Raw genomic sequence first — 21,394 nt, forward strand, 5'->3', positions numbered from 1 at the left:
AAAAAGTAAAATTAGAATGAAAAAAGACATTCTTAAAGCCACCGCTGTGGCAATATCGTTACTGTCATTAACGGCATGTAGCGACAATGAAGAGATAAATGGCGGCACAACTGAGCCAAAAAGTTACACCTATGACCTCAGTCTGAATGTTGGTGACAGTAAGAGTGGAAACTCATCACAAGGTAGCACTCGTTCTCTGAAGCTTGATGGCAATAACAATGTGGTATCAGGGTGGGAAGATAAAGATAAGATGTTCGCATATAACCTCTCTGACAAAGACCAAAGTGCAGAGTCTGCTTATAGTATGATTGATATCAAAAGCTATAAGAATCATTCGGCTGTCTTTACAGGTAAGATAAAGAGTGTAAATCCTGTAGTAGCAGGAGACAAGTTTGTTTTGTTCTATCCTGGAACAGCTCTTGAGGATAATTATACTGTTGAGCAGGTAGACCCTAACATCTTTAATGAAGTAGATAAGAAAAATGATATTGACCTTAAATATCATGTTTCGGAAAAGGATGACAAGAGGGTAAACATCAAGAGAACCGTTTCGCTTAATATGAAGGAGCAGGATGGTCTTCTTAAGACAATAGACAAGAAATTCGACTATAACTGGACTGTAGCTACGGTTACGAAAACGCCAGAAGCTAATAAAGAGGTTGAACTGAATGGAGACCTTGAGCGAAAAGTTTCTCTATGGGGTATGAAATTCAGGGATGCTAACGGAGCACCAATAACGGATATCTATAAGGTAAGGGTTAGTGGTATACGCTCTTATGATGTTCTTGATATGTCGAATGGTAGTTTTGTAGGAACTGATGACGAGAAGGAATATACTGTCGACGCATCCATCACGGACAAAAAAGCAATCGCTTCACAGGGTGGATATATCTGGCTTGCGTTCCTGGCCGACAACAAAGAAACAGAATTTACCATTACTGTTTATACGCCAAATAAGCTGTATACAAAAACTGCAAAGAGGGTGATGAACGTAGGTACCGACTTCCGTACAAGCATTACTGTAGATGCCATCAAGCCTGAACCTTACGTTACAGTAAATAACGTGAAGTGGGCAACTGGAAACTTTATTCACTATAAAAAAGGTTCGCAGGAGTACTGGGGTATAGCTCCAGCACAATGGTGGATAAGTAACTATGCTGACGCGCCAAAAGTTGATAATTCTTTGGGCTCTACGCAGATTAATTACGATCCGAATAACCTTGGCTCACAATTCTGGTATATTGGCAAAAGCAATGGAAGGTATACGCAGACAAATGAAGACTTCGATCTTTTCCGCTGGGGAGACATTGCGTATATGATGAATTTCTCAAGGCAACTTGGTTACGCAGGCTTCGCAAACACAGACATCAAAGGCAATTATTACTATAACAGAATAGCTCCTGGATTCAATTACACAACAGACAGGAATAAAGCATGGTATGGCGATTTTGTTCTATATCATACAAATGATGGAAAGCATAATTACAGATATGCTTATCCTAGCCTTAAAGAGCTTGAGAGTCTGACAAAAAGCAAAACCTTTATTCCTGGTTTCTGCTATACCGACAAGGGTAACAAGGTTTATGGTGCTTATATCAGCGACTATCCTTATCCAGGAGCGGCAGCGAAATTCCCAACAGGAAAGAAGCTGTGGAAATACCAGGATGTAACAGGACTTGTTCTGGCTAACAAAGGACTGTTCCTGCCTATTACGGGTTACCGCGAAGATCATAGCGCAACAACAGTTTATCGCTATGTAGGTCAAGGCAGTGAGTTCTATTCTGTATACCAGTGCTCTTGGGGAACTGCTGCGACATCTACCACGCGCGGACTAAAGTTTGGCTCACAATCCAGTGCGAAAATGGGCCCAACGCAGAGGCAAGCAGCCTCTCCTATCCGCCCGGTACTTGTAGATGACAATGTAAAAGGCAAGCCTGTTGATGCAGCAAACTTCACTCCTTTCAATCATATCATCCGACCTGATGCAAGACTGTATTAAAGGCTTAGGAATAATTTGATTTTATTCCCGAATACCCATAAAAAAGTGCAGAAGGATGTATGAAGAATACGCTTTCTGCACTTTTTATTTCCAAAACAGAATACCCCCACCATAGATGGATGAAAGTCCAGCTGTGGTGGGGTTTTTCGTTTTACCGTAAACGGGTCATCAGGAACAGGTTATTTGTGGTTAATGGTGTAAGCTACGGAATGATAACCATTTTCAGACATCACTTTCTAATAACCTGAACTCGGGTTAAGTATCATACCACTCTTCCGTTTGATTTAGTACAACGTCTCTTTAGGCTCAATCTTTTGATTGGGCCTAAAGATAATAATAAAACAGATTACTTTAGAATAATGTAAGCTTCCCTGAATGTTGCTCTATAGCAAAGTCTATATTCACTGCTGGCTTCTTCTCAAAGAAGCTGTAGGCTACAATAGCAGAGAGAACATTCATTGCGAAATTTAATATGCTTCTATGCCTTGAATGCACTAAATGAGCTACATTTTATGATAGAATTCTTTTAAGGAAAAGATCTGTAATAGAGACTATCAATGATGAGCTAAAGAATGTAGCTCCTTCTCCGTAGCTCTGTGTGCTTTATTATATAATCGTTTTAGTTTATCACTCCATATTTCGGAAGAACATTACTTTGTTACCCTGTCTCCTTTTACCCTGTCTTCCCTGTCTTCCTCTGTTACCCTGTCTTCTTTTATTCTGTCTCCCTTCTGTCTTACTCTGTTACCCTGTCTTCTTTTATTCTGTCTCCCTTCTGTCTTACTCTGTTACCCTGTCTTCTTTTATTCTGTCTCCTCTGTCTTACTCTGTTACCCTGTCTACACTTATTCTGTCTTCCGTGCGCAAGTCATTAAAACGAGAAACCCCACCACAGTAGGACTTGCGTCCGTATGTGGTGGGGCTTATAGAGCCTTGCTTTTATGCGTATAAAAGCATAAACTAAACTTTCTTGTTAGGCTTTAGACAAAGCCTTTATGCGTGATACTTTTGCCTTATTTGATGTTGGCAAATGGCGCATAAACAGGATCCTCTTGTTCATCATCATGAACCAATACAGGGCGGATAGGGCATGCCTGACCCTTTGGTGCTCTGTCAAAGTTCCACTCTGAAGGACCAAAGAAGAAATCATAACACATTACTAAACTTTCAGAACTCATATACTGTCCATAAGCTCCTCCGGTGTACAACATGTCTCTAAAGCCTATTTCATCTTGTCTTGCAAGACGTCTACCAGTAACAGGTAGGAACAATCCCTTATTAGCACGGACTAATGCTGTTACATTAGTGTACTTGTCAAATTTCTTTGCTTTTGTTGGGAAAAGTTTCTTCTGTCTTGCAGCATCTGTACTCCTGTGGGTAGTAAAGAATCCGCCATAGACTACTGTACCCTTATCTGTATAACAATATGCAGGGATAACATTTGCTTCGTTGAAAAGCTTTTCTAACTCTGTCTTATTTGGCATACGGTATTGTCTATGCTTATTTCGAGTATAATACCAAACAATATCACCATATTTCCCGTCAGAGCTAATCTGCTGGGAGATGTCACCAGTCTGACTCCAAGAGTCTCCACCATCACCGATTCCTATAAACTTAAGAGCTTTAGCAATAGAGCCATAACGGAAGAGATCAACGTCTTCTTTTGTCTGAACTGGACCACTTGCAAACTGTGATGAAACGAGTTTATCACCAGTAGCTACCTCCTTACGTGAACTATTTATGTATATAGCACGTTTTGAAATCCACCACTGTGCAGGAGCAATACCCCAATACTCTTGTCCATTCTCCTCATAGTGGATGAAGTTACCAGTAGCCCATTGTACATCTTGTACATCAACAAACGCCTTCTGCTTAGTATCTTCCATCTTCAATATATCTGAACGATAGATTTTACCAGTATCGAAGTTGAGTGAGTTATATGACCTTTGTAGAACTTTTCCACCTACATAGGCTGTTACAACAACATCTGTGTATGTACCAGGGATGAAGGCTACATAAGTATACTTGCCATCTTTAGAACTAAACTTCGTACCTGTTTTTGGCTTGAGGATAATGTTCATAACCTCGTCTTCTTCGTTCTTATCAATATATTCTCCACTATTGAGGTCGAAGATGTCTGAACCTTTTACGTTTGAGATATAGATTGAATCGATGTTTTCAAGAGGACGATTGTTCTCGTCTGTGAAGCGTAATCCCCAGATAGTAACGATACGCTTAAGCTCGCCAAGGCTTACGTCGACTTTCTTTCCTTCAACCTTCTTTGGCTTCTGCTTAGTCCATTGGAAGTCGAAACGCTCACCGATTGTCTCTGCAGTACCATCTTGCTCAGTAAGCTTTAACTCAACACGATCTTGTGTTTTGTCGCTTGCCTCATGGTAAAGACTACTTCTATCATCGCTTTTAACAACAGGTGTAATGGTTCTGTTATTGCCTTGTGCAGCCTTACCAGGATAGAGGAAAGCAATCTGGCTATTAGTAGTGAGTGCCTTCTTAGAAGCGATATCTCCGTCAAAGCGGCTTTTACCGCCTAATTTCTTATTTGTAATATAGCTATAGTTGTCGGCTTGAAGACCATCATCGCCTACTACATAAGCCAAGATATCATCTTCTCTACCCCATTCAGACTTAATCTTATGGTCAGCATCTTCACTCAGAACACGTGTAGCAGGTTCCTGCTGCAGTGCGTTTGTACCATCAGCAACGAGGCTATAAGTATGGATAGTTGTATTCTCGGCTGTAGAGTTGTCTGCATCGTCATGACAGCTTGTTAGCAGTGGAGCAGCCATCAAGAAGCATGCTACAGGAAATAAGACATTCTTTTTCATTATCTTCATTTCTAATCGTTATAAATAAAATCTTTAGTTATTCCTCTTGTGAAAACCAACTTGGCTGCTCCTTGCTCTTAGCTGTGCTACTTGCAAATGGGTTTGGTATAGAGCCATTACCGCTACCATGTGTTGGGTCACCTCCTTCAATAGGGTTTGTTGTTGTCGCACTAATCACTAAAATGTGTGACTCAGCTTGTACGTTAATACACGTACAAACAGGCTGAAGATAAGATTTCTTCTGTGTCGTTACATTCCTTTTCATAACTTAATATCGTTTTTTTATTTCGCCTAAAAATAGTAGTTACTTATCTTATTTTCTACTAATTTCTTTATATCAATCTACCGTTTCTTAGTTTTCGGTGCAAAGTTAGTACTTTGTACTGATATTAACAAATATTTAGCCAATAATGTTGCACAAGACTATTAATATCCATTTGTAATTGAAAAAAGTTACTGTCTTAGTATTCCATTAACCATCTCTTACAGTTTGTCCTTGCCGAAGCAGTAAGAAGAGGAGGAGAATAATCAGAAGAAACAACAACAACGAGGTGCAATCAAAATAATTTTTCCTGTCATGTCTATCATCCTCATTCTGCTTATAGTACACTAATATCCAAACAGTTATGCAAAATGTTAAATGTGACAGCAAATGATTTTAAAACTATTTTCCTTATTAGTAACCTTCCGATCACCCAACCTCAGCCCCTTTACCTCTCTCTATTGAGCTTTATACCCACCTATGCTTGCGACCGCCCCTCTATATAATAATGTGTAATCAAGGTCCTGCTTGTTTATCTGTTCCCCTACCTTATTTTACTCTTAACTTGTTCCCCTTGTTTACTCCTTAACTTGTCAACTCATTATGTGTCATGTCATCTATATAAATTAAAGTGTTACTACGGCCTCGCCTGTTCATCTGTTACCCTGTCTCCCTTTACCCTTAACTCGTTCTCCTGTCTCCCTTGTCTCCAGCATACAGAGTAACATGTTACTACAGCTTCGACTGTTCATCTGTTACCCTGTCTCGCTTTACCCTTAACTCATTCCCCTGTCTCCCTTGTCTCCAGCATACAGAGTAACATGTTACTACAGCTTCGACTGTTCATCTGTTACCCTGTCTCGCTTTACCCTTAACTCGTTTCCCTGTCTCCTGCCCCTATTCTCCAGTCTTTTTCCCAGTTTTGAAAATTTTAACTGAAAACATTGAGCATTTAATAAAATTATTGTTACCTTTGCATCCGATAACAAAGAAAATGACTATTAGATTAATTTGTATGAGTTTTAGGGTATGGTCGTCTTAGGCGAATAGCTTGAGGTGTCTTATACAAAATCCGCTTATTTATTTAAACACAGTATTAATAAAATGAAGAAAAATGTTTTGAAAGTATTCGTGTCGGCGTTAATGGTGATGGCTGCCGTAATGAATACAGGATGTAGCAACGAAGCCGGTCTTGCAAGCGATGTACAGCAAGAGCAGGTATCAACAGAAGGTACAGAACTTTCATTCAACTTTGATCTTGCTGGCTATGGCAAAGAGCAGTCAGTGGCAACCCGTGGTGTTGCAGGAGAGGCAAAGGGTCGTGTGATTGCCAGCTCTGTATCAAGTTTAGGTGATGGTCTTGAGGCTTACACAGAGGTAGTAGAGGATACGAAGCCTCAGACACGTGCTGGTAACACAGCAGCTCCAGCACAGAACTACACTATTCTTGCTTATAAGGATGGTCAGAAGAAAGGTGAGTGGGTAGGCTCATACGATGGTTCAAAGTTTACGCCTAAGGCAGGTTCTTCTTCTATCCAGGCGTTGCAGCCAGGAACCTATACATTCTTTGTCTTCAGTGATCACTTGGCATACAAGGATGGTAAGATTATCATTGATATCAATAAGGGTTCTGTCAATGCACTCTTTAATAATCAGCAAGTAACAATCCAGGCACAGAAGAAGCAACAAGTTGACTTCCATCTTTTTTCACCATACGCAAGAGTGAGAATGAAGATTAATGGTTTCTCAAGTCAAGCCTTTGAGGGTTCTATCAATGGTGCACTGACGTATCAGGCAGCTGCTCCAACTGATGAAGGCGGTGTTAAAGAAACCTGTACTATTGAACCATCTGTGCCATCAGCTGTTTATGCTAACGTGACAAAGGCTGGTCAGCTTAAATATCAGCATTTTACTAATAATATTGAGGGGCCTCAAGAGAATGGCGTTATAAAGACATCTTACATTATCACTCCAGAAGATGCAGGCGTTTATTTCTTGGCTAAGACACGCTTAAATAAGTTGTCATTCCAGTTTGCTCCAGAGGCTACTGGTACTATCTATAAGAAACCAGTTGCTAATAAGGTGCTTCCTCTTAATCTTAATGATGTAGAGTTGAAGATTGGAACAAGCTATACTATCTCGCAGACTATCTATTATTCTGCTGATTATCTCTTCAATGATGGAACAGTAGGTACATTGGTTCCTAACTTGAAGGCAGGACGCACACCAGTAGCACTTGTCGTTGATAAGACTCGCAGAGTATGTATGGACCTCAATGAAACTGGTGAAAAGCAGTGGGCAATAAGTGTTGGTGTACAATGTAAGCAAAACGAAAATCAGGACGAAAGTGGCTTGAGAGCGACTATTGCAAGATATGATGGTTATGACCAGACATGGGAAAAAGGCGTTACATGGGGAATTCCATTGCCTAACTACTCTTGTAAGGCAGATAAGTGGCAGTGTCCAGCCTTTAACGCTATGAAAGATTTAGGCGAAGTTAATAGTAATAAGTGGTATGTACCTGGTGCTGGTGAGTGGGATTCTGCTCTCAAGTATCTTGGAATAGATGATCCAGCACATGGTTTCGACTTCAGTAGTCAAGAAACAAACGCATGGGGTGGCAGCTTGGGATATCGTCTTCAGGAGGTTCTCTTCTATCAGGCAAATGGAGTTCCATTGACAGGATGGTATTGGGCTGCTAACGATTGGAAAACAGATAATATACATAAAGGTATCACTGTAACAGCAGGTGCTGAAGGTGCACATTTTGGTGGTGCACGTAAAACAGATAGGACCAAAGTTAGACCATTTATCAACTACTAAGCGTAATCCTTACGAGGATACATTAATCAAGAAAGTAGAAACTTAGAATTATATTTTATGAATAAGATCGAAGCAAAGAAAAGCTACTTAAAGCCAAGTGTAGCGTTGGTACACGTTGAGGCGATGAGTATGATCTGTACGAGTGTAGAGCCTAAAACGATAGTGAAAGAAGATTTTGAAGACGGAGGCGAGCACAAGGCAGAGAATGTTGAGTGGTAAAAGGACTTAAAGCAATAGTTCTACCTCTAAGCATCAAAACAATATAGATGTGTTCGTGATGGCTTACCTATAAGCTGCAGAATACGGACTGTTGATTATAATATAATGCGGACGAAACCCATTGGGCGAGTTAAGTATGTGTTGTTCCTTAAAGGAATTATGACACGAAATACTTAATCCCTCCAATGGGTTTCTTTTTGATAGAAGGGGAAAGCTTATTAGCCTAATTAGCCCAATAGCCTTATAAGCCCAATAAGCCTAATTAGCCTTGTTGTGAGTGTTTATATTTGTTAAATATCAATTTTTGTGTAAGTATTTTAAATCTTTAAGTTGTTTGAATGATAGGTGTCATTAGACCAATCTTCTGAAGCATAATGGGAGTAAGTAAAGTGAACAAGAAGTCCCAAATAACCGATGCCTTACTATATAATAAGGTGTAACAAGATGGAATATTGACAATACCTAAAATCAATTGAAACAAAATTAGGAAAATAAATAAATAAAAGTTTAAAACCTAAACCTGATGAGAATCTTTAAAGAATCAAAGCAGAAGCATCTGTACTTCTCGGCTGCCTTTGCTCTATCATTAGCATTGGCACCAACAGGTGTCTACGCAGGTACAAACACCAGTGCTGCAGTACAGGCTGTACAGCAAAATGGTAATCACAAAGTGACCGGTCGTGTCGTTGACTCTACCGGCGAACCGCTTATTGGTGCTACTATCCTTGTTGAGGGTACCACTAATGGCACAGTAACGGATATTGATGGTAACTACACCCTCAATACCACTCCAAATGCGAAGCTTGTCTTCTCTTACATCGGTTATGCCGCACAGACCATCCCTGTTGGTGGTAAGGGCACTGTCAATGTAACATTGAAGGAGGAAGCTAACACCATGAACGAGGTCGTTGTTACCGCCATGGGTATTATGCGTAAGGAGAAGTCTCTTACCTACGCTACCCAGCAGGTAAAGGCAGAGGACCTCATGAAGGTGCAGGATCCTAACGCTGCTAACTCACTCGAGGGTAAGGTAGCTGGTATTACAATTACACCAAGTGCTGGTGGTGCTGGTGGTGCTTCAAAGATTGTTCTTCGTGGTAACCGCTCTATCCTCGGAAACAGTTCTCCACTTATCGTTGTTGACGGTGTACCAATGAGTAATGGTATTCGTGGTCAGCAGGGCATGGGTGCAGAGGGTTTCGGTTCAACAGGAACTTCTGAGGGTTCTGACCCATTGTCATTGATTAACCCAGACGATATCGAGTCTATCAACGTCCTCAAAGGTGCTAACGCAGCTGCGCTTTACGGTTCACGTGCTGCCAATGGTGTTGTGATGATTACCACCAAGCGTGGTCGTGAGGGTAAGGTTGATATCAACGTTACTTCAAACGTCACCTTCGATTCTCCATTGTTGACACCAAAGATTCAGAAGACTTATGGTGCAGCTTATGACCAGGCAACAGGTGCGTTGTCATTGAACAACTGGGGTGGTAAGCTCGCAGACCGTGCAGACAACGACCTCGTTGTACGCACTCCATTGGATGAGCGTTGGGTAGGTTATCCAGAAGAGCAGATTGGTACAGACGCAAGTGGTAATCCAATCATGGCACGCCGTCATAACGTCTATCTCCGCAACCATGCAGGTAACGATGTAGACAACTTCTTCCGCACGGGCGTTACGACGAACAACTCTATCTCACTTTCAGGTGGTACAGAGATTGCACGTACCTACGTGTCTGTAGCAAACAGCCATGCAACAGGTATGATGCGTAACAACTCATACAACCGTAACTCTATCAGTTTCCGTCAGACTTATAATTTCTTCAAGCGTTTGCACATTGATGCATCATTGAACTATACTGAGTCTAAGACTAAGAATCGTCCTGGTGGTGGTACAGTAGGTAACCCTCTCTACCATCTTTATACTGCCCCTCAGAACATTGATATGGATTACTACCGTGACCACTACATGAATGCAGAGGGTAAGTGGCTTTCTAATCCAGGTTCATATTACAAGCTCAATGGTTCTAACTTTGCTTGGGCAGCAGGTCAGCGCACAACTCTGACGGGGCCACAGCAAGAGTGGGCATATCTCTCTCATCCTAACAACAACCCATATTGGTTGATCAATTCAGGCAACAGCCAACAGAAGGAGAGCCGCCTCTTCGGAACCTTGCAAGCAAATGTTGACATCTATGATGGTTTGACTTTCCAAGCACGTGTCAACTACAGCCAGATTCGTTTTAAGAATCATGCAACTCGTTTTGCTACCACTTTCCTCCCTGCATCGATGGAAGACTACGGTCGTCTTTGGGATTCAGACGAGAAGACAACAGAGTTCTATACCGACTACCTCTTGTCATATAACAAGACCTTCGGTGACTACTCTGTATCAGCAACAGCAGGTTATGTAGGTCATACCATCAAGGGCGAGACAAAGGGAACAGACGCCGTAGCAACTTACTATGATCGTCTTATGCGTAAGCTCCCAACAATGGTTAACTATTTCGAGACCAGCGCAGGTGGCTATGGCGTAACAAGTACTTCAAAGAGTTCAAACTGGGACCGCTCATACCTCTTCACAGCACAGTTAGGTTGGAAAGAGACCGTTTACTTCGATGCTTCTTATCGTCGCGACTGGTATCGTCCATTCCGCTACTTCAAGCAGTTGGGTAAGATTGATACCGATAACTACGGTTACTTCGGTGTTGGTGCCAACGCTATTGTAAGTCAGTTGGTGAAATTGCCAGACTGGTTTAACTTCTTGAAATATCGTGTTTCTTACTCATCAGTAGGTAACTCTATCCCTAATAAGGCATACGGTGCAATGAGCCGTAACCTCCAGACAGGTGCATTGTCAGGTAACAAGTTGCTCGACTTCTCACCAGTACCAGAGGAGACAGGTTCATTCGAGACAGGTATCGAGTCATTGTTCTTGAACAACCGTTTGAGCTTCGACTTCACCTTCTATAACACTATCGTTCGTCACCTCTACATGGAGCTTGGCTCATTGGGTGGTAACACCGAGTTGCTGAACTCAGCAAAGGTGCGTAACACTGGTTTCGAGACAACCGTTGGTTACGACTTCAAGTTCGGTAAGGACCTCCGTTGGCGTACCTCTTATAACCTCTCATACAACGACAATGAGATTCTTGAGACAGGTTATGATAAGGACGGAACATCACGTAAGTATCAGCAGACTGTAGGTGAGGCAAAGGTAATCTACCAGAAGGGTGGTGCTATTGGTGACATCTATGCAGGCGACTTCATGCGCGATGCAAATGGTCATATCGTATTGACAGCTAAGGGTGAGCCAACATTCGACAAGACAGGTTCAAACGACCGCTTCCTCGGTAACATGAACTCTAAGTGGCAGATGGGTTGGACCAATACCTTTAACTATAAGGAGTTCCAGCTTTCATTCCTCATCAACGGTCGTATCGGTGGTAAGGTACTCTCATTGACAGAGTCATATCTCGACTATATCGGTGCTTCAGAGCGTACAGAGGCAGCTCGTCTCAGCGCAGAGCGTAACAACATCGTTGCAACCAACTATGGTAACGTACCAGGTATGGAACTCAATGATGGTAGCGGTCGCATCGTTCCTATCCAGTCATATTATCAGGCATTGGGCGCATCAAGCAACCCATCAACCTATCTCTACAACGGAACAAACTTCCGTCTTCGTGAGCTTTCATTGGGTTACACCTTCCGTGACCTCTTTGGTATGAATCGTAACTTGACCCTCTCATTCATCGCTCGTAACCTGTTCTTCATCTATAAGGATGCACCAACAGACCCAGACGTATCTCTGTCTACACAGAATGGTCTCGGCGCATTTGAGAGCTTCAATATGCCATCTTCACGTTCATTCGGTTTCTCATTGAAGGCTAACTTCTAAGAGAAAAGGAGTGAGAAAGGAGTGAAGAGTGTGAAAGGGAGTGAGAAACAAATGTAATGTTTGACGTCTTGCTCCCCACGTAACACAACCGTTACAACACATCTTTAGCTCCGAATAAGCTTAAACAATACAATAATATTCAAAAGATAAACAACAATGAAAAGTAAACATATAATCGTACTCATGGCGATGGCATTGCCAACACTGGGTCTACAGTCATGTCTTGACTATGACAACCCTGGTGATGAGTTCAACTCAACAACCAAGAATGTTGAGAAGGTGACAAGCCGTGGTGACGTAGATAAGATTCCTTTCCGTCAGGCTACAGATGCTGCAGCAGCAGATGAGGCACTCAATGCAATGCAAGACTTGCTCGATGCTGGTGTTGGTGGACAGTTCTCTATGCGTGGTGGTAAGAATGGTGAGAACCCTGGTCCACACGCTTATCAGTATCAGTATTCTCTCGGTGTTGACAACTATGCTGAGTACACGGTTGTTCCTCATACTTTCTTCCAGTATTCAAAGATTCGTTTGGCATCGTCTTATGCTATCGACCAGAAGTGCTATGGTGGTGCATGGGGCTCATTCACAGAGATGAAGACCTCGCTTGTGCCTATCTTGAATAATGAGAAGGTAAATGCTGTTCCAGAGTTGAAGGCAGCTTATTTGACTCTTTTCAACCAGCAGGCTGTTGAGGTAGCTGACGTTTATGGTCCAATGCCTTACCGTGAGTTGAAGACTAACTTGCAGGTAGGTCCTTACACCTATAACAAGGTTGAGGATGTCTACAACGATGCTGTTGCCAACCTCGACACAGCCATTGCTTGTTTCCATTACTTCGATCAGAAGCCAGCTGCCTACAAACAGAAGATTAAGAGTGCGTTTGTTGATCGTTTCGTAGTTATGACCGATGGTGGTGCTGCTGACGGAACGTTGAAGGCATGGGCACGTTATGCCAACTCATTGAAGTTGCGTATCGCTATGCACATGGTAAAGAGCGACCCTGTTCGTGCACAGAAGTTGGCTGAGGAGGCTGTTGCTGATGGCGTTATTGAGAATGAGGCACAGAGCGTTTCAATCCGTCCAGGTGTGATGGGCTTTAGTAATCCATTGCCAGGCGTTGAGAATTGGGGTGATGCTCGTATGAGTGCAACAATGGAAATCACATTGAAGACCTTCAATCACCCTTGGTTGAAATATCTCTTCAAGAAGAACGACAACGTTATTAAGAACAATAAGACAGGCGAGACAACACCTGCTGACAGCCGCATCTGTGGTATCCGTACCGGTACACATCCAGGTGAAGGTCAGGGATATGATGAGAACCAGTACATCGCATTCAGTAAGCTGAACGAGCAGTACTTCAACTCTGCACCACTTTATTTGATGAAGTATGCTGAGGTTTGTTTCCTCCGTGCAGAGGGTGCACTCCGTGGTTGGAACATGGGTGGTTCGGCTCAGCACTTCTATGAGGAGGGTATTCGTCATGGTAACTGTGAGGATCCAGAGATGAAGTCTATGGACGGTGAGGGTCCTAACGGACAGCAGAATGTAAACTGGTATGACGCTTGGATTGACACTTATATGGCACAGGAGAACCCAGTAGCTTATGTTTATAAGGATCCAACAGGTGATACACCAGACGCTGCTTCACCAATCCATGTTGGTGTAAAGTGGAACGACAGCGACTCACAAGAGACAAAGCTCGAGAAGATTATCACTCAGAAGTACCTCGCTACTTATCCTAATGGCTTCGAGGCATGGGTTGACCTCCGTCGTACAGGCTTCCCACGTATGTTGCCAGTATTGAACATCGATGAGGCTGATGGTAGTTTAGTTCCTGGTGATATCATGCGTCGTCTGCCATTCCCTGGCACAAGCGACATCGCAACAAAGCAGGATGTTGACAACACAGGTATCCCAGCATTGGGCGGTCCAGACAAGATGGCAACTCGTCTCTTCTGGGATAAGACCACTTCAAACTTCTAAATGAAACTCTGAATTGAAACAATAGCCCAGTAGGGTGGCATAAAACGTCACTCTACTGGGAACTAAATTTATTAAGTATTAATTACAAAACCTAAATTACATGAATAAAAAATCTACTCTTAGTGCATGGATCATAGCAGCTATGATGGCTATGGCTCCTGTAGGTGCTAATGCACAAACATACTCTTCAACAGCTTCAACACAGGTGTTCGACTTGTCAAAGTTGGGCGATCAGACCCTTCTTGAACATTTTGCAGACCTTCTTGATAACGGCAAGAAATATCCTACTGATGCCGACCTTACTGCATGGGGCATCAAAGACGAGGTAGAGTTTATCCGCTCACACGTCAGAAAGCGTGCTATTGAGTCACGTGCTGACCGTCTTCTCCAAGATACTTACGAGAATCGTAACCTCTTTATGAATATCCCTGGTGGTGCTGGAAAGAACCTCGGTGGCTATCCTTCAAAGACATTTGCTAACGATAACTTCTCAATGTGGAACTATACCAACCTGTTTGGTGCCTGGAACTACGGACTTTTCCAAGCACCAGGTTCATGGGCTGATGCTGCTCACCGCAATGGTACAAGCATCTTCGCTGGTATTAAGTTCTTCGATCATACAACGGGTGGAGCTGCTAACAGTTGGGCAAGCTTTATCATGACTCGTAATAGCGATGGTAGCTTCCGCTATACGCATCCTATCATCAACTGTATGCGCTTCCTCGGTTTCGATGGTATCAACTATAACTGGGAGAATACAACAAAATACCAAGATGACGATAATGTAGCTTTCCATAAGGAACTCTATAAGATTGCGAAGGAAGAAGGATTCAACGACTTCAAGATTATGTATTATACAACGAGTTCAAGTCTGACATCATATAACTCAAAATACATGTGGGGTCAAGACAAGGACAATCGTATCTGTGAGGTGATGTTGAACTATGCTAATAGCGACTTTAGTTGGTATATGGATAGTTCTGTAAAAGAGGCAGAACGCACTATGGGTTCAGCTGATGGTCTATACGCTGGTGTATGGATTGTTAGCATGAACAGACGTTGGAATAACCTCAATAAGAACGAAGAGGCTAAGCGTTGTGGTATCTGTCTGTGGGGTGAGCATGCAGAGAGCCGTTTCTGGAGTTATAACACTGGTGGCGACGCTATGTCTCGTATGTCTAACTATCAGGAGTATCTTGAGCGTGCTTTCTCTGGTGGTAACCGTAACCCATTGTCACGTCCAGAGATTAAGAACTATGGTAATGAGGTTGAGGCACAGGGAGGTAATCCTCCATTGGCAAGCTTCGCTGGTCTTGCTTCTTGGATTCCAGAGCGCACAGCTATCTCAGGCAACCTTCCTTTCGCTACCCACTTCAACACTGGTAATGGTGAACGCTATAACTATAAGGGTAAGAAGACTGCAGGCTCATGGTATAACATGAGTAGCCAAGATGTCGTGCCTACTTATCGTTGGATGGTTGTTAAGCCAGAGACTGAAGTAGCCAGCACTGACGTACAGCCTTCATTCACCAATGAGGATGCTTACACAGGTGGTGCAGCACTTCGCTTGAAGGGTGTCAACAATGCAACTGCTACAGACGTTGTTCTCTTCAAGACTAACCTCACTCCTTCTAAGGGTAAGGTAGTTGCTAAGGTAGCTATCAAGACTGGCAAAGAAGGCAATAACGACTCAAAACTTTCTCTCATCGTACGTGTGAATGGTGCTTGGAAGGCTTATGCTTTGGGTAACACCGAGAACGCAAACTGGACAGAGAAGAAGGTTGAGTTGAATGATATCACTGCTGGTCAGAAGATTGAGCGTATCGGTCTGCGTGTGAAGGATTCAGATGCTGACTATAATGTACTTGTTGGTAAACTCGAACTCAACGACGACGTGACAGCAACACCAGCTAACGTGAAGGATTTGACCGTTCAGGTGAAGGAAGAAACAAAGAATTCTCTTTCTGTTAAGGCGGTATGGGGAATTGATAAGGACCCAGGACAGAATCCAACCGTTTATAACGATGAGGCAAATATCGACCACTTCGAGATTCTCTATAAGAACGGTGAGAATGGTAAGGTGTCTGAGGTAGGACGTACATCACAGTGGGCTACACTCGTTCCTAACATCCAGTTCACAAGTGTTGACGACAAACCTTTCATCGGTGTTCGCTCAGTAAGTACTGACCTTAAAACCTACTCAAAGACACAGTGGATTGCTGTGCCACGTGCTCAGCAGTCTGAACTCCCAGAGGCACAGGAAGAGGGCTACGGAACAGTTGAGCTCGACAATGCTGCTGCTGGTGCAGAAACAGCTCGTAAGATTCGTTATGTTCAGAAGTTCCAGACAGAGGGCGGTACAAAGAATATCGATTACACTGCTGAGGGTCCTGCAGGAAACGAGACGAACTATGTTGATGCTACGAGTCAAGAACTCGAAGTGGCACAGGGTGCGACTGTGAAAGTGAAGATTAAGGGCTATGAGGCAACTCAGATCAAGGACCAGAGCAATGACGACCTCCGCTATTGTATGGGTAAGGCTTGGATGGACTTCAATGGCGACAAGCAGTTCAACCCAGAGAATCTCTCTGAGAATCCTAACGAGGGTGAGTGTGTTGTATTCTTTGGTCAGGTTCGCAAGGGCGTTCCTGCACAGGTACAGCAGTTGAATGAGTACACCTTCAAGGTTCCTGAAGATGCTAAGCCAGGTCAGAGCCGTCTCCGCCTTGTCTTCTGTGACGCATGGTTCCAGGGCGGTTTGACACCAACTGGTAAGTTCAATAAGGGCTTCGCTATCGACTTCAAGGTGACTATCACTGGTTCTAATGCTGCTCGTGGTGCTAAGGCTGACACCCATGATAAGGGTGTTGCTGACGAGCCAGAGTTGCTCGAGGGTGGTTCTACTAATATCATATCTGCTAATGTAGGTGGTGCTTCACAGCTTACTGTTGTTGGCGGTAAGGTGGTATTCGAGAATGTTGAACGTGCATGGGTATTCTCTACTGACGGTCAGACTGTAAAGAGCTTGGTTAATCCAAAGTCTTTCAATACAAATGAGTTGCCAGCAGGTGTTTACCTCGTTAAGATGCAGAACAACAATGTTATCCGTACACAAAAGATTACGATTAAGTAATAGGTGATATAAAATGAGGTTATCTGACTTGATTCTATCGAGTCGGGTAGCCTTGTTTTGTTTGGTAGGTAAGCTTTCTGATAATAAGTATGTCCGATAAAACGTGGCTTTTGTTAGGGTAGTGCATCCCTCGTCTTATGAACAGTGGAATGTTCCTTTAGCATCTTTTTTAATGGTGCGGAGCATCCGCACAAGTGGTGTTAAGCCTTCGCACACGATGTGCTAAGCATGAATACGACGAATGGAAATGAGAGACGTGAGGCACAGTTGACATCTATAAAGCTATCGAATGACAGGTAAAGTCTACTAAGCGGTACCAACGAAGGATACAGTTCTCGGGCAACGTCTGTTCTCCTAACGAGTGGAGGCAGATCTAAACGGTAATAAGATTTATAATTATTCAATAACATTAAAACCCAAATCAATTATGAGAAGAATTAATTTACTTCTTTTTGGTTGCTGCCTAATTCCATCAACCTTGATGGCACAGGAACTTAAGAGCAACTACATTCAGTGGGGCTTTGAGTCTCAGCAGTTCCCAGGTAAACTGCAGAACTGGTCAAAGTCGAACCCTAAAATCAATGACGATGATAACTTCTTCATCTCTCGTGTAAAACCAAAGCAGCGTTTCCGTTATACGGACACGCAGGTTCGTACAGACCTTACAGATACGAACGACAAGAAACTCCTTGCTTGGTTGCCATGGAACGTGCCAAGTAAGAACGCCCTTCCTGATGGTGTCTTCGATTCTGAGGTGTTCTCAATGTGGCCTTACGTAACTCACTGGGGTGACTGGAACTGTGGTTTAGGTCGTATTCCTGCAGCTTTGTTGGACGCAGCACATAAGAATGGTGTGCCTGTATCTTCTGTTGCTGGTATTCCATATGGTGGATTGTCTGGTGCGTGGAGCAGTGCTTTAGAGCAACTTGCTACAACAGATGTGCAGAAGGCAGCTGCTTACATGAATTACTTTGGTTATGATGGTCTTGGCTACAACTCAGAGTATTCAGAGTATTTTGGTGCTGGTCGTGTAACAAGAAAGCTAAGAGATTTCCATGTGAATCTTAACAAAGCAATCAGACCAACCAACCCAATCTATGAGAATATATGGTATGATGGTACCAATGATAAGGGACGTATCTCTTTTGACCATGGTTTGAATGAGACTAACAAGAGCATATTTGGTGCAAAAGACCAAGAGGCTGCTAACCTCTTCTTCAACTATAACTGGAACTCTTCAACATTGTTGCAGAATACAGTTGAGATGGCTGAAGAGATTGAGCGTAACCCATTAGACATCTATGCTGGTATCAACATGCAGGGTGGTGAGCCACGTACAGGTTCACGTTGGACTTTGTTGAAGAATTATCCAATCTCTATCGGTCTTTGGGGTGCTCACTCACAGAACATGTTCTTTGAGAGTCGTGGTGAGAAGGGTAGTGATCCTGAGACACAGCAGCGCACTTATATGTTGCGTACTGAGCGTTGGTTCTCAAGCGGTTCACGTAATCCGGTTAACTCTCTCCAAATCAATAACAGCTTGAACTACAATGCTGATAATACAGACTTTGCTGGTATGTCAGCGATGATGACCGCACGTAGTTCTATGTCTTGGGACTTGACACAGGAGCCATTGATTACTTACTTCAACCTCGGTAACGGTAAGTTCTTCAACTACGGTGGTGTACGTCAGAACGATCGTCCATGGGCTAACGTAGGTGTACAGGATTACTTGCCAACATGGCGTTGGTGGTTTGCAAGCAAGTTGCTCGGTCGTACCGCTGCTGATGTTCCTGCAACTGGTCTTGATGCAGAGTTCGTATGGGACGATGCTTACATGGGTGGTTCTACTGTTCGTGTACATGGTTCTACTCCTAAGGAGTATCTCCACCTCTTCAAGACAAAGTATGCTTTGAAGACAGGCGACGTTATCACCTTCCGTTATAAGGTTAAGGGTGGTAAGGCTGATGCTTCTTTGGTATTCGCTACAGAAGATAATGTAAACGCTGAGAAGGCTTATCCAGTATTGACAACTGCTGATGAGGCTGATGAGGACAAGTGGGTTGAGAAGACTATCACTGTTGATGGTACTTTGAACGGTAAGACACTTGCACTCGTTGCGCTCAAGATGGAGAATGCTGCCGACTTGAATCTCTACCTCGGTGAGTTCTCAATCGTTCGTGGTAGCTTCGATGCTCCAGCACAGCCAATCGATGTAAAGACAACCTTGTTGCACGCTGCAAAGAATGGTGTTGATGCTAAGATTATCTTCAACATGCCTAACACTAAGGGTCAGGGCGAGCCTTGCTACAACACAGACGTGAAGACTTCTCTCTTCAAGCTCTGGGCTAAGCAGGAAGGTAAGGAGCCAATCCTCATGGGTGTAACTACTTCATGGGCAGGTATGTTCTATTCTGTTCCTGTAGACCTTAAGGGTCAGGGTAAGGTGAAGTTTGGTGTATCTGCAGTATCTCTCGATATGAAGAAGGAGAGTGCTATCGCTTGGGGCGAGGATCACGAAATCTTCAATAGCTACGAATATAGCGACGAAATCAAGGCAGACAAGTCTGTTATCAAGCCAAACGAGGCTTTCACTATCGCTTATGTTGACCCACGTCACGAGGCAGGTAACTGGAAGATTGAGCACAATGGTGCAACTGTAGCAAGCAGCAACAATGCTAATGAAATCAAGGTTGAGAATGGTTTGAGCCAGACAGGCTTCTACGATCTCGTTCTTACAGGTGCAGTTAATGAGAATGGTGCACGCGTTAATAAGGAGGTAAGATATGCTAACTACATTCAGATTACTTCTGATGCAGTAGGCGCTGTTCCTCATATCAACAAGCTCACAGCTAACGACAGCGAGACTTCTATCGAGGTTGTTGCTAACAGCGAAGTAACAATGAAGTACGAGGGTAAGAAGGCTGACGGTTCTGGTTCAAGAGGTATCAAGACTCTCGAGAAGCCAGTAGGCGTTAAAGTTTCTGAGCTCGGTTTCAACAGTACAAGCAAGAACAATATGGCATGGTCACTCGCATTCTGGGTTAAGTTCAATGGCTTCACTGGTGGTACTCAGATTATCGATATGCGTGACCCAGGTACAGGCTGGCCACAGAACAACTGGGGTACAATGTGGACTACATACGATCCTAACACAGGTGTTTATGAAGTGACACTCCGTGAGAAGAATGCTGGTGGTGCTAAGGAGTACAAGCAGCGTTGGGAGGTTGACTTCGTTCCAGGTGCTTGGACACACTTTGTATTAGCTATGGAGGGTAATGGTACTACAACCAAACCGATGGTTTATATCAATGGTAAGGCTGCTAAGGCTCATAACTGGGAGTACGATGGTCGTAAGGGCGATGGTATTAATCCAGATGGCTTTGCTAACAATGCTTGGTGGGATAATAATGTCCTCGGTATCAGTCTTGGTCGTGCCGGAGCAGCTGCTATTAATGGTACTGTTGATGATGTTAAGTTCTTCAACAAGGCGCTCACTGCAGCAGAGGCTGCTCACACAATGATGTCTACCGATGCTAATGAGGCTGGTTTGAAGGCTTATTGGGACTTCGAGACTGACGCTGATGCTAACCACTACTTCACAAGCAAGGTGGGCACTGCTAAGTTGGCTCACGGTGAGTTGAAAGCTGGTGAGGGTGAAGGCGTTACAACACTTGTTCCAGATGCTCCAACTTACGATGCAGGTAGCGCATTCGTTTCTGGTACTTTCCAGGTGAAGACTACTGCAGAGTGGACAGCTAAGAAGGCTACTATCGTTTCACAGGATGGTACTGATATGGCTGGTACAGCTAAGTTGAAGTATGCTAAGGCAGGTGACTATGAGGTTACATTGACATTGAAGAACGCACATGGTTCTGACACTCGTACCTTCCAAGTAATCAAGGTGAAGGCTGATCCAACAGGTATCAACGGCACTGAGGCTGCTGACATGAAGGTTTACGCTATCGATCGTGATGTCCTCTTCGACGTTGAGACACCAGGTAACTACCTCGTTCAGGTATTCTCTACCAATGGTCAGATGGTAGCAAGCAAGGCTGTTTCTGTCAATGGTGCAGAGTCTGTACGTCTCCATCTTGGTGCTCAGGGCGTTTACGTTGTGAATGTCAAGAAGGACGGTAAGACCCTCCGTACAGTTAAGTTTATCTGTAAGTAAATAATTCTTTAAGTGCTGGAAGGAGCTAATCTCCTTCTGGCACTTTTT

General features: G+C 43.4%; 10 protein-coding genes. 8 read left to right on the forward strand and 2 right to left on the reverse strand.

The window, feature by feature from the left end; all coding sequences use genetic code 11:
• Positions 1-16 precede the first annotated feature (16 nt).
• Positions 17-1,999 (forward strand): hypothetical protein, encoded by a 1,983-nt coding sequence (locus AXF23_RS02680; RefSeq protein ID WP_107624202.1) that lies wholly within the window; start codon positions 17-19, stop codon positions 1,997-1,999.
• A gap of 520 nt (positions 2,000-2,519) precedes the next feature.
• Positions 2,520-2,591 carry a transposase gene (locus AXF23_RS02690; RefSeq protein WP_233251322.1) on the forward strand — a complete coding sequence of 24 codons (72 nt, stop codon included), beginning with the start codon at positions 2,520-2,522 and terminating at the stop codon, positions 2,589-2,591.
• 421 nt (positions 2,592-3,012) lie between these two features.
• Here AXF23_RS02690 and AXF23_RS02695 read toward each other — a convergent pair whose 3' ends face one another.
• Complete coding sequence (locus AXF23_RS02695) at positions 3,013-4,854, reverse strand: hypothetical protein (RefSeq protein ID WP_107624203.1); 1,842 nt, start codon at positions 4,852-4,854, stop codon at positions 3,013-3,015.
• 28 nt (positions 4,855-4,882) lie between these two features.
• A complete protein-coding gene (locus tag AXF23_RS02700) occupies positions 4,883-5,110 on the reverse strand; it encodes an aminotransferase (protein WP_107624204.1) in 228 nt (75 codons plus the stop codon).
• Between the two features lie 1,101 nt (positions 5,111-6,211).
• Here AXF23_RS02700 and AXF23_RS02705 point away from each other — a divergent pair.
• The 6 genes from AXF23_RS02705 (at position 6,212) to AXF23_RS02725 (ending at position 21,346) form a co-directional block, all read left to right on the forward strand.
• On the forward strand, positions 6,212-7,930 hold the full coding sequence (locus AXF23_RS02705) for a hypothetical protein (protein WP_146156726.1): 1,719 nt from the start codon (positions 6,212-6,214) through the stop codon (positions 7,928-7,930).
• A gap of 57 nt (positions 7,931-7,987) precedes the next feature.
• Entirely contained in the window at positions 7,988-8,149 is a 162-nt protein-coding gene (locus AXF23_RS15930; RefSeq protein ID WP_158267681.1) for a hypothetical protein, read from the forward strand.
• A 523-nt stretch (positions 8,150-8,672) separates the two neighbouring features.
• Positions 8,673-12,050, forward strand: a complete 3,378-nt coding sequence (locus AXF23_RS02710) for a SusC/RagA family TonB-linked outer membrane protein (protein WP_107624206.1) — start codon at positions 8,673-8,675, stop codon at positions 12,048-12,050.
• Positions 12,051-12,206: 156 nt separating this feature from the next.
• Entirely contained in the window at positions 12,207-14,039 is a 1,833-nt protein-coding gene (locus tag AXF23_RS02715) for a SusD/RagB family nutrient-binding outer membrane lipoprotein (protein ID WP_107624207.1), read from the forward strand.
• A gap of 100 nt (positions 14,040-14,139) precedes the next feature.
• Positions 14,140-17,172, forward strand: coding sequence for an endo-beta-N-acetylglucosaminidase (locus tag AXF23_RS02720; RefSeq protein WP_107624208.1), 3,033 nt, complete (start codon positions 14,140-14,142; stop codon positions 17,170-17,172).
• Between the two features lie 427 nt (positions 17,173-17,599).
• Entirely contained in the window at positions 17,600-21,346 is a 3,747-nt protein-coding gene (locus AXF23_RS02725; protein WP_107624209.1) for an endo-beta-N-acetylglucosaminidase, read from the forward strand.
• Positions 21,347-21,394: the final 48 nt, after the last annotated feature.

It is taken from the genome of Prevotella sp. oral taxon 313 (assembly GCF_003043935.1).
GTDB classification, from domain to species: Bacteria; Bacteroidota; Bacteroidia; order Bacteroidales; family Bacteroidaceae; genus Prevotella; species Prevotella jejuni.

What these genes read in the sequence shown, in the direction of transcription:
- AXF23_RS02695 (WP_107624203.1), bottom strand. Translation starts at nt 4,854, where the DNA reads ATGAAGATAATGAAAAAGAATGTCTTATTTCCTGTAGCATGCTTCTTG.
- AXF23_RS02720 (WP_107624208.1), top strand. Translation starts at nt 14,140, where the DNA reads ATGAATAAAAAATCTACTCTTAGTGCATGGATCATAGCAGCTATGATG.
- AXF23_RS02700 (WP_107624204.1), bottom strand. Translation starts at nt 5,110, where the DNA reads ATGAAAAGGAATGTAACGACACAGAAGAAATCTTATCTTCAGCCTGTT.
- AXF23_RS02710 (WP_107624206.1), top strand. Translation starts at nt 8,673, where the DNA reads ATGAGAATCTTTAAAGAATCAAAGCAGAAGCATCTGTACTTCTCGGCT.
- AXF23_RS15930 (WP_158267681.1), top strand. Translation starts at nt 7,988, where the DNA reads ATGAATAAGATCGAAGCAAAGAAAAGCTACTTAAAGCCAAGTGTAGCG.
- AXF23_RS02705 (WP_146156726.1), top strand. Translation starts at nt 6,212, where the DNA reads ATGAAGAAAAATGTTTTGAAAGTATTCGTGTCGGCGTTAATGGTGATG.
- AXF23_RS02680 (WP_107624202.1), top strand. Translation starts at nt 17, where the DNA reads ATGAAAAAAGACATTCTTAAAGCCACCGCTGTGGCAATATCGTTACTG.
- AXF23_RS02725 (WP_107624209.1), top strand. Translation starts at nt 17,600, where the DNA reads ATGAGAAGAATTAATTTACTTCTTTTTGGTTGCTGCCTAATTCCATCA.
- AXF23_RS02715 (WP_107624207.1), top strand. Translation starts at nt 12,207, where the DNA reads ATGAAAAGTAAACATATAATCGTACTCATGGCGATGGCATTGCCAACA.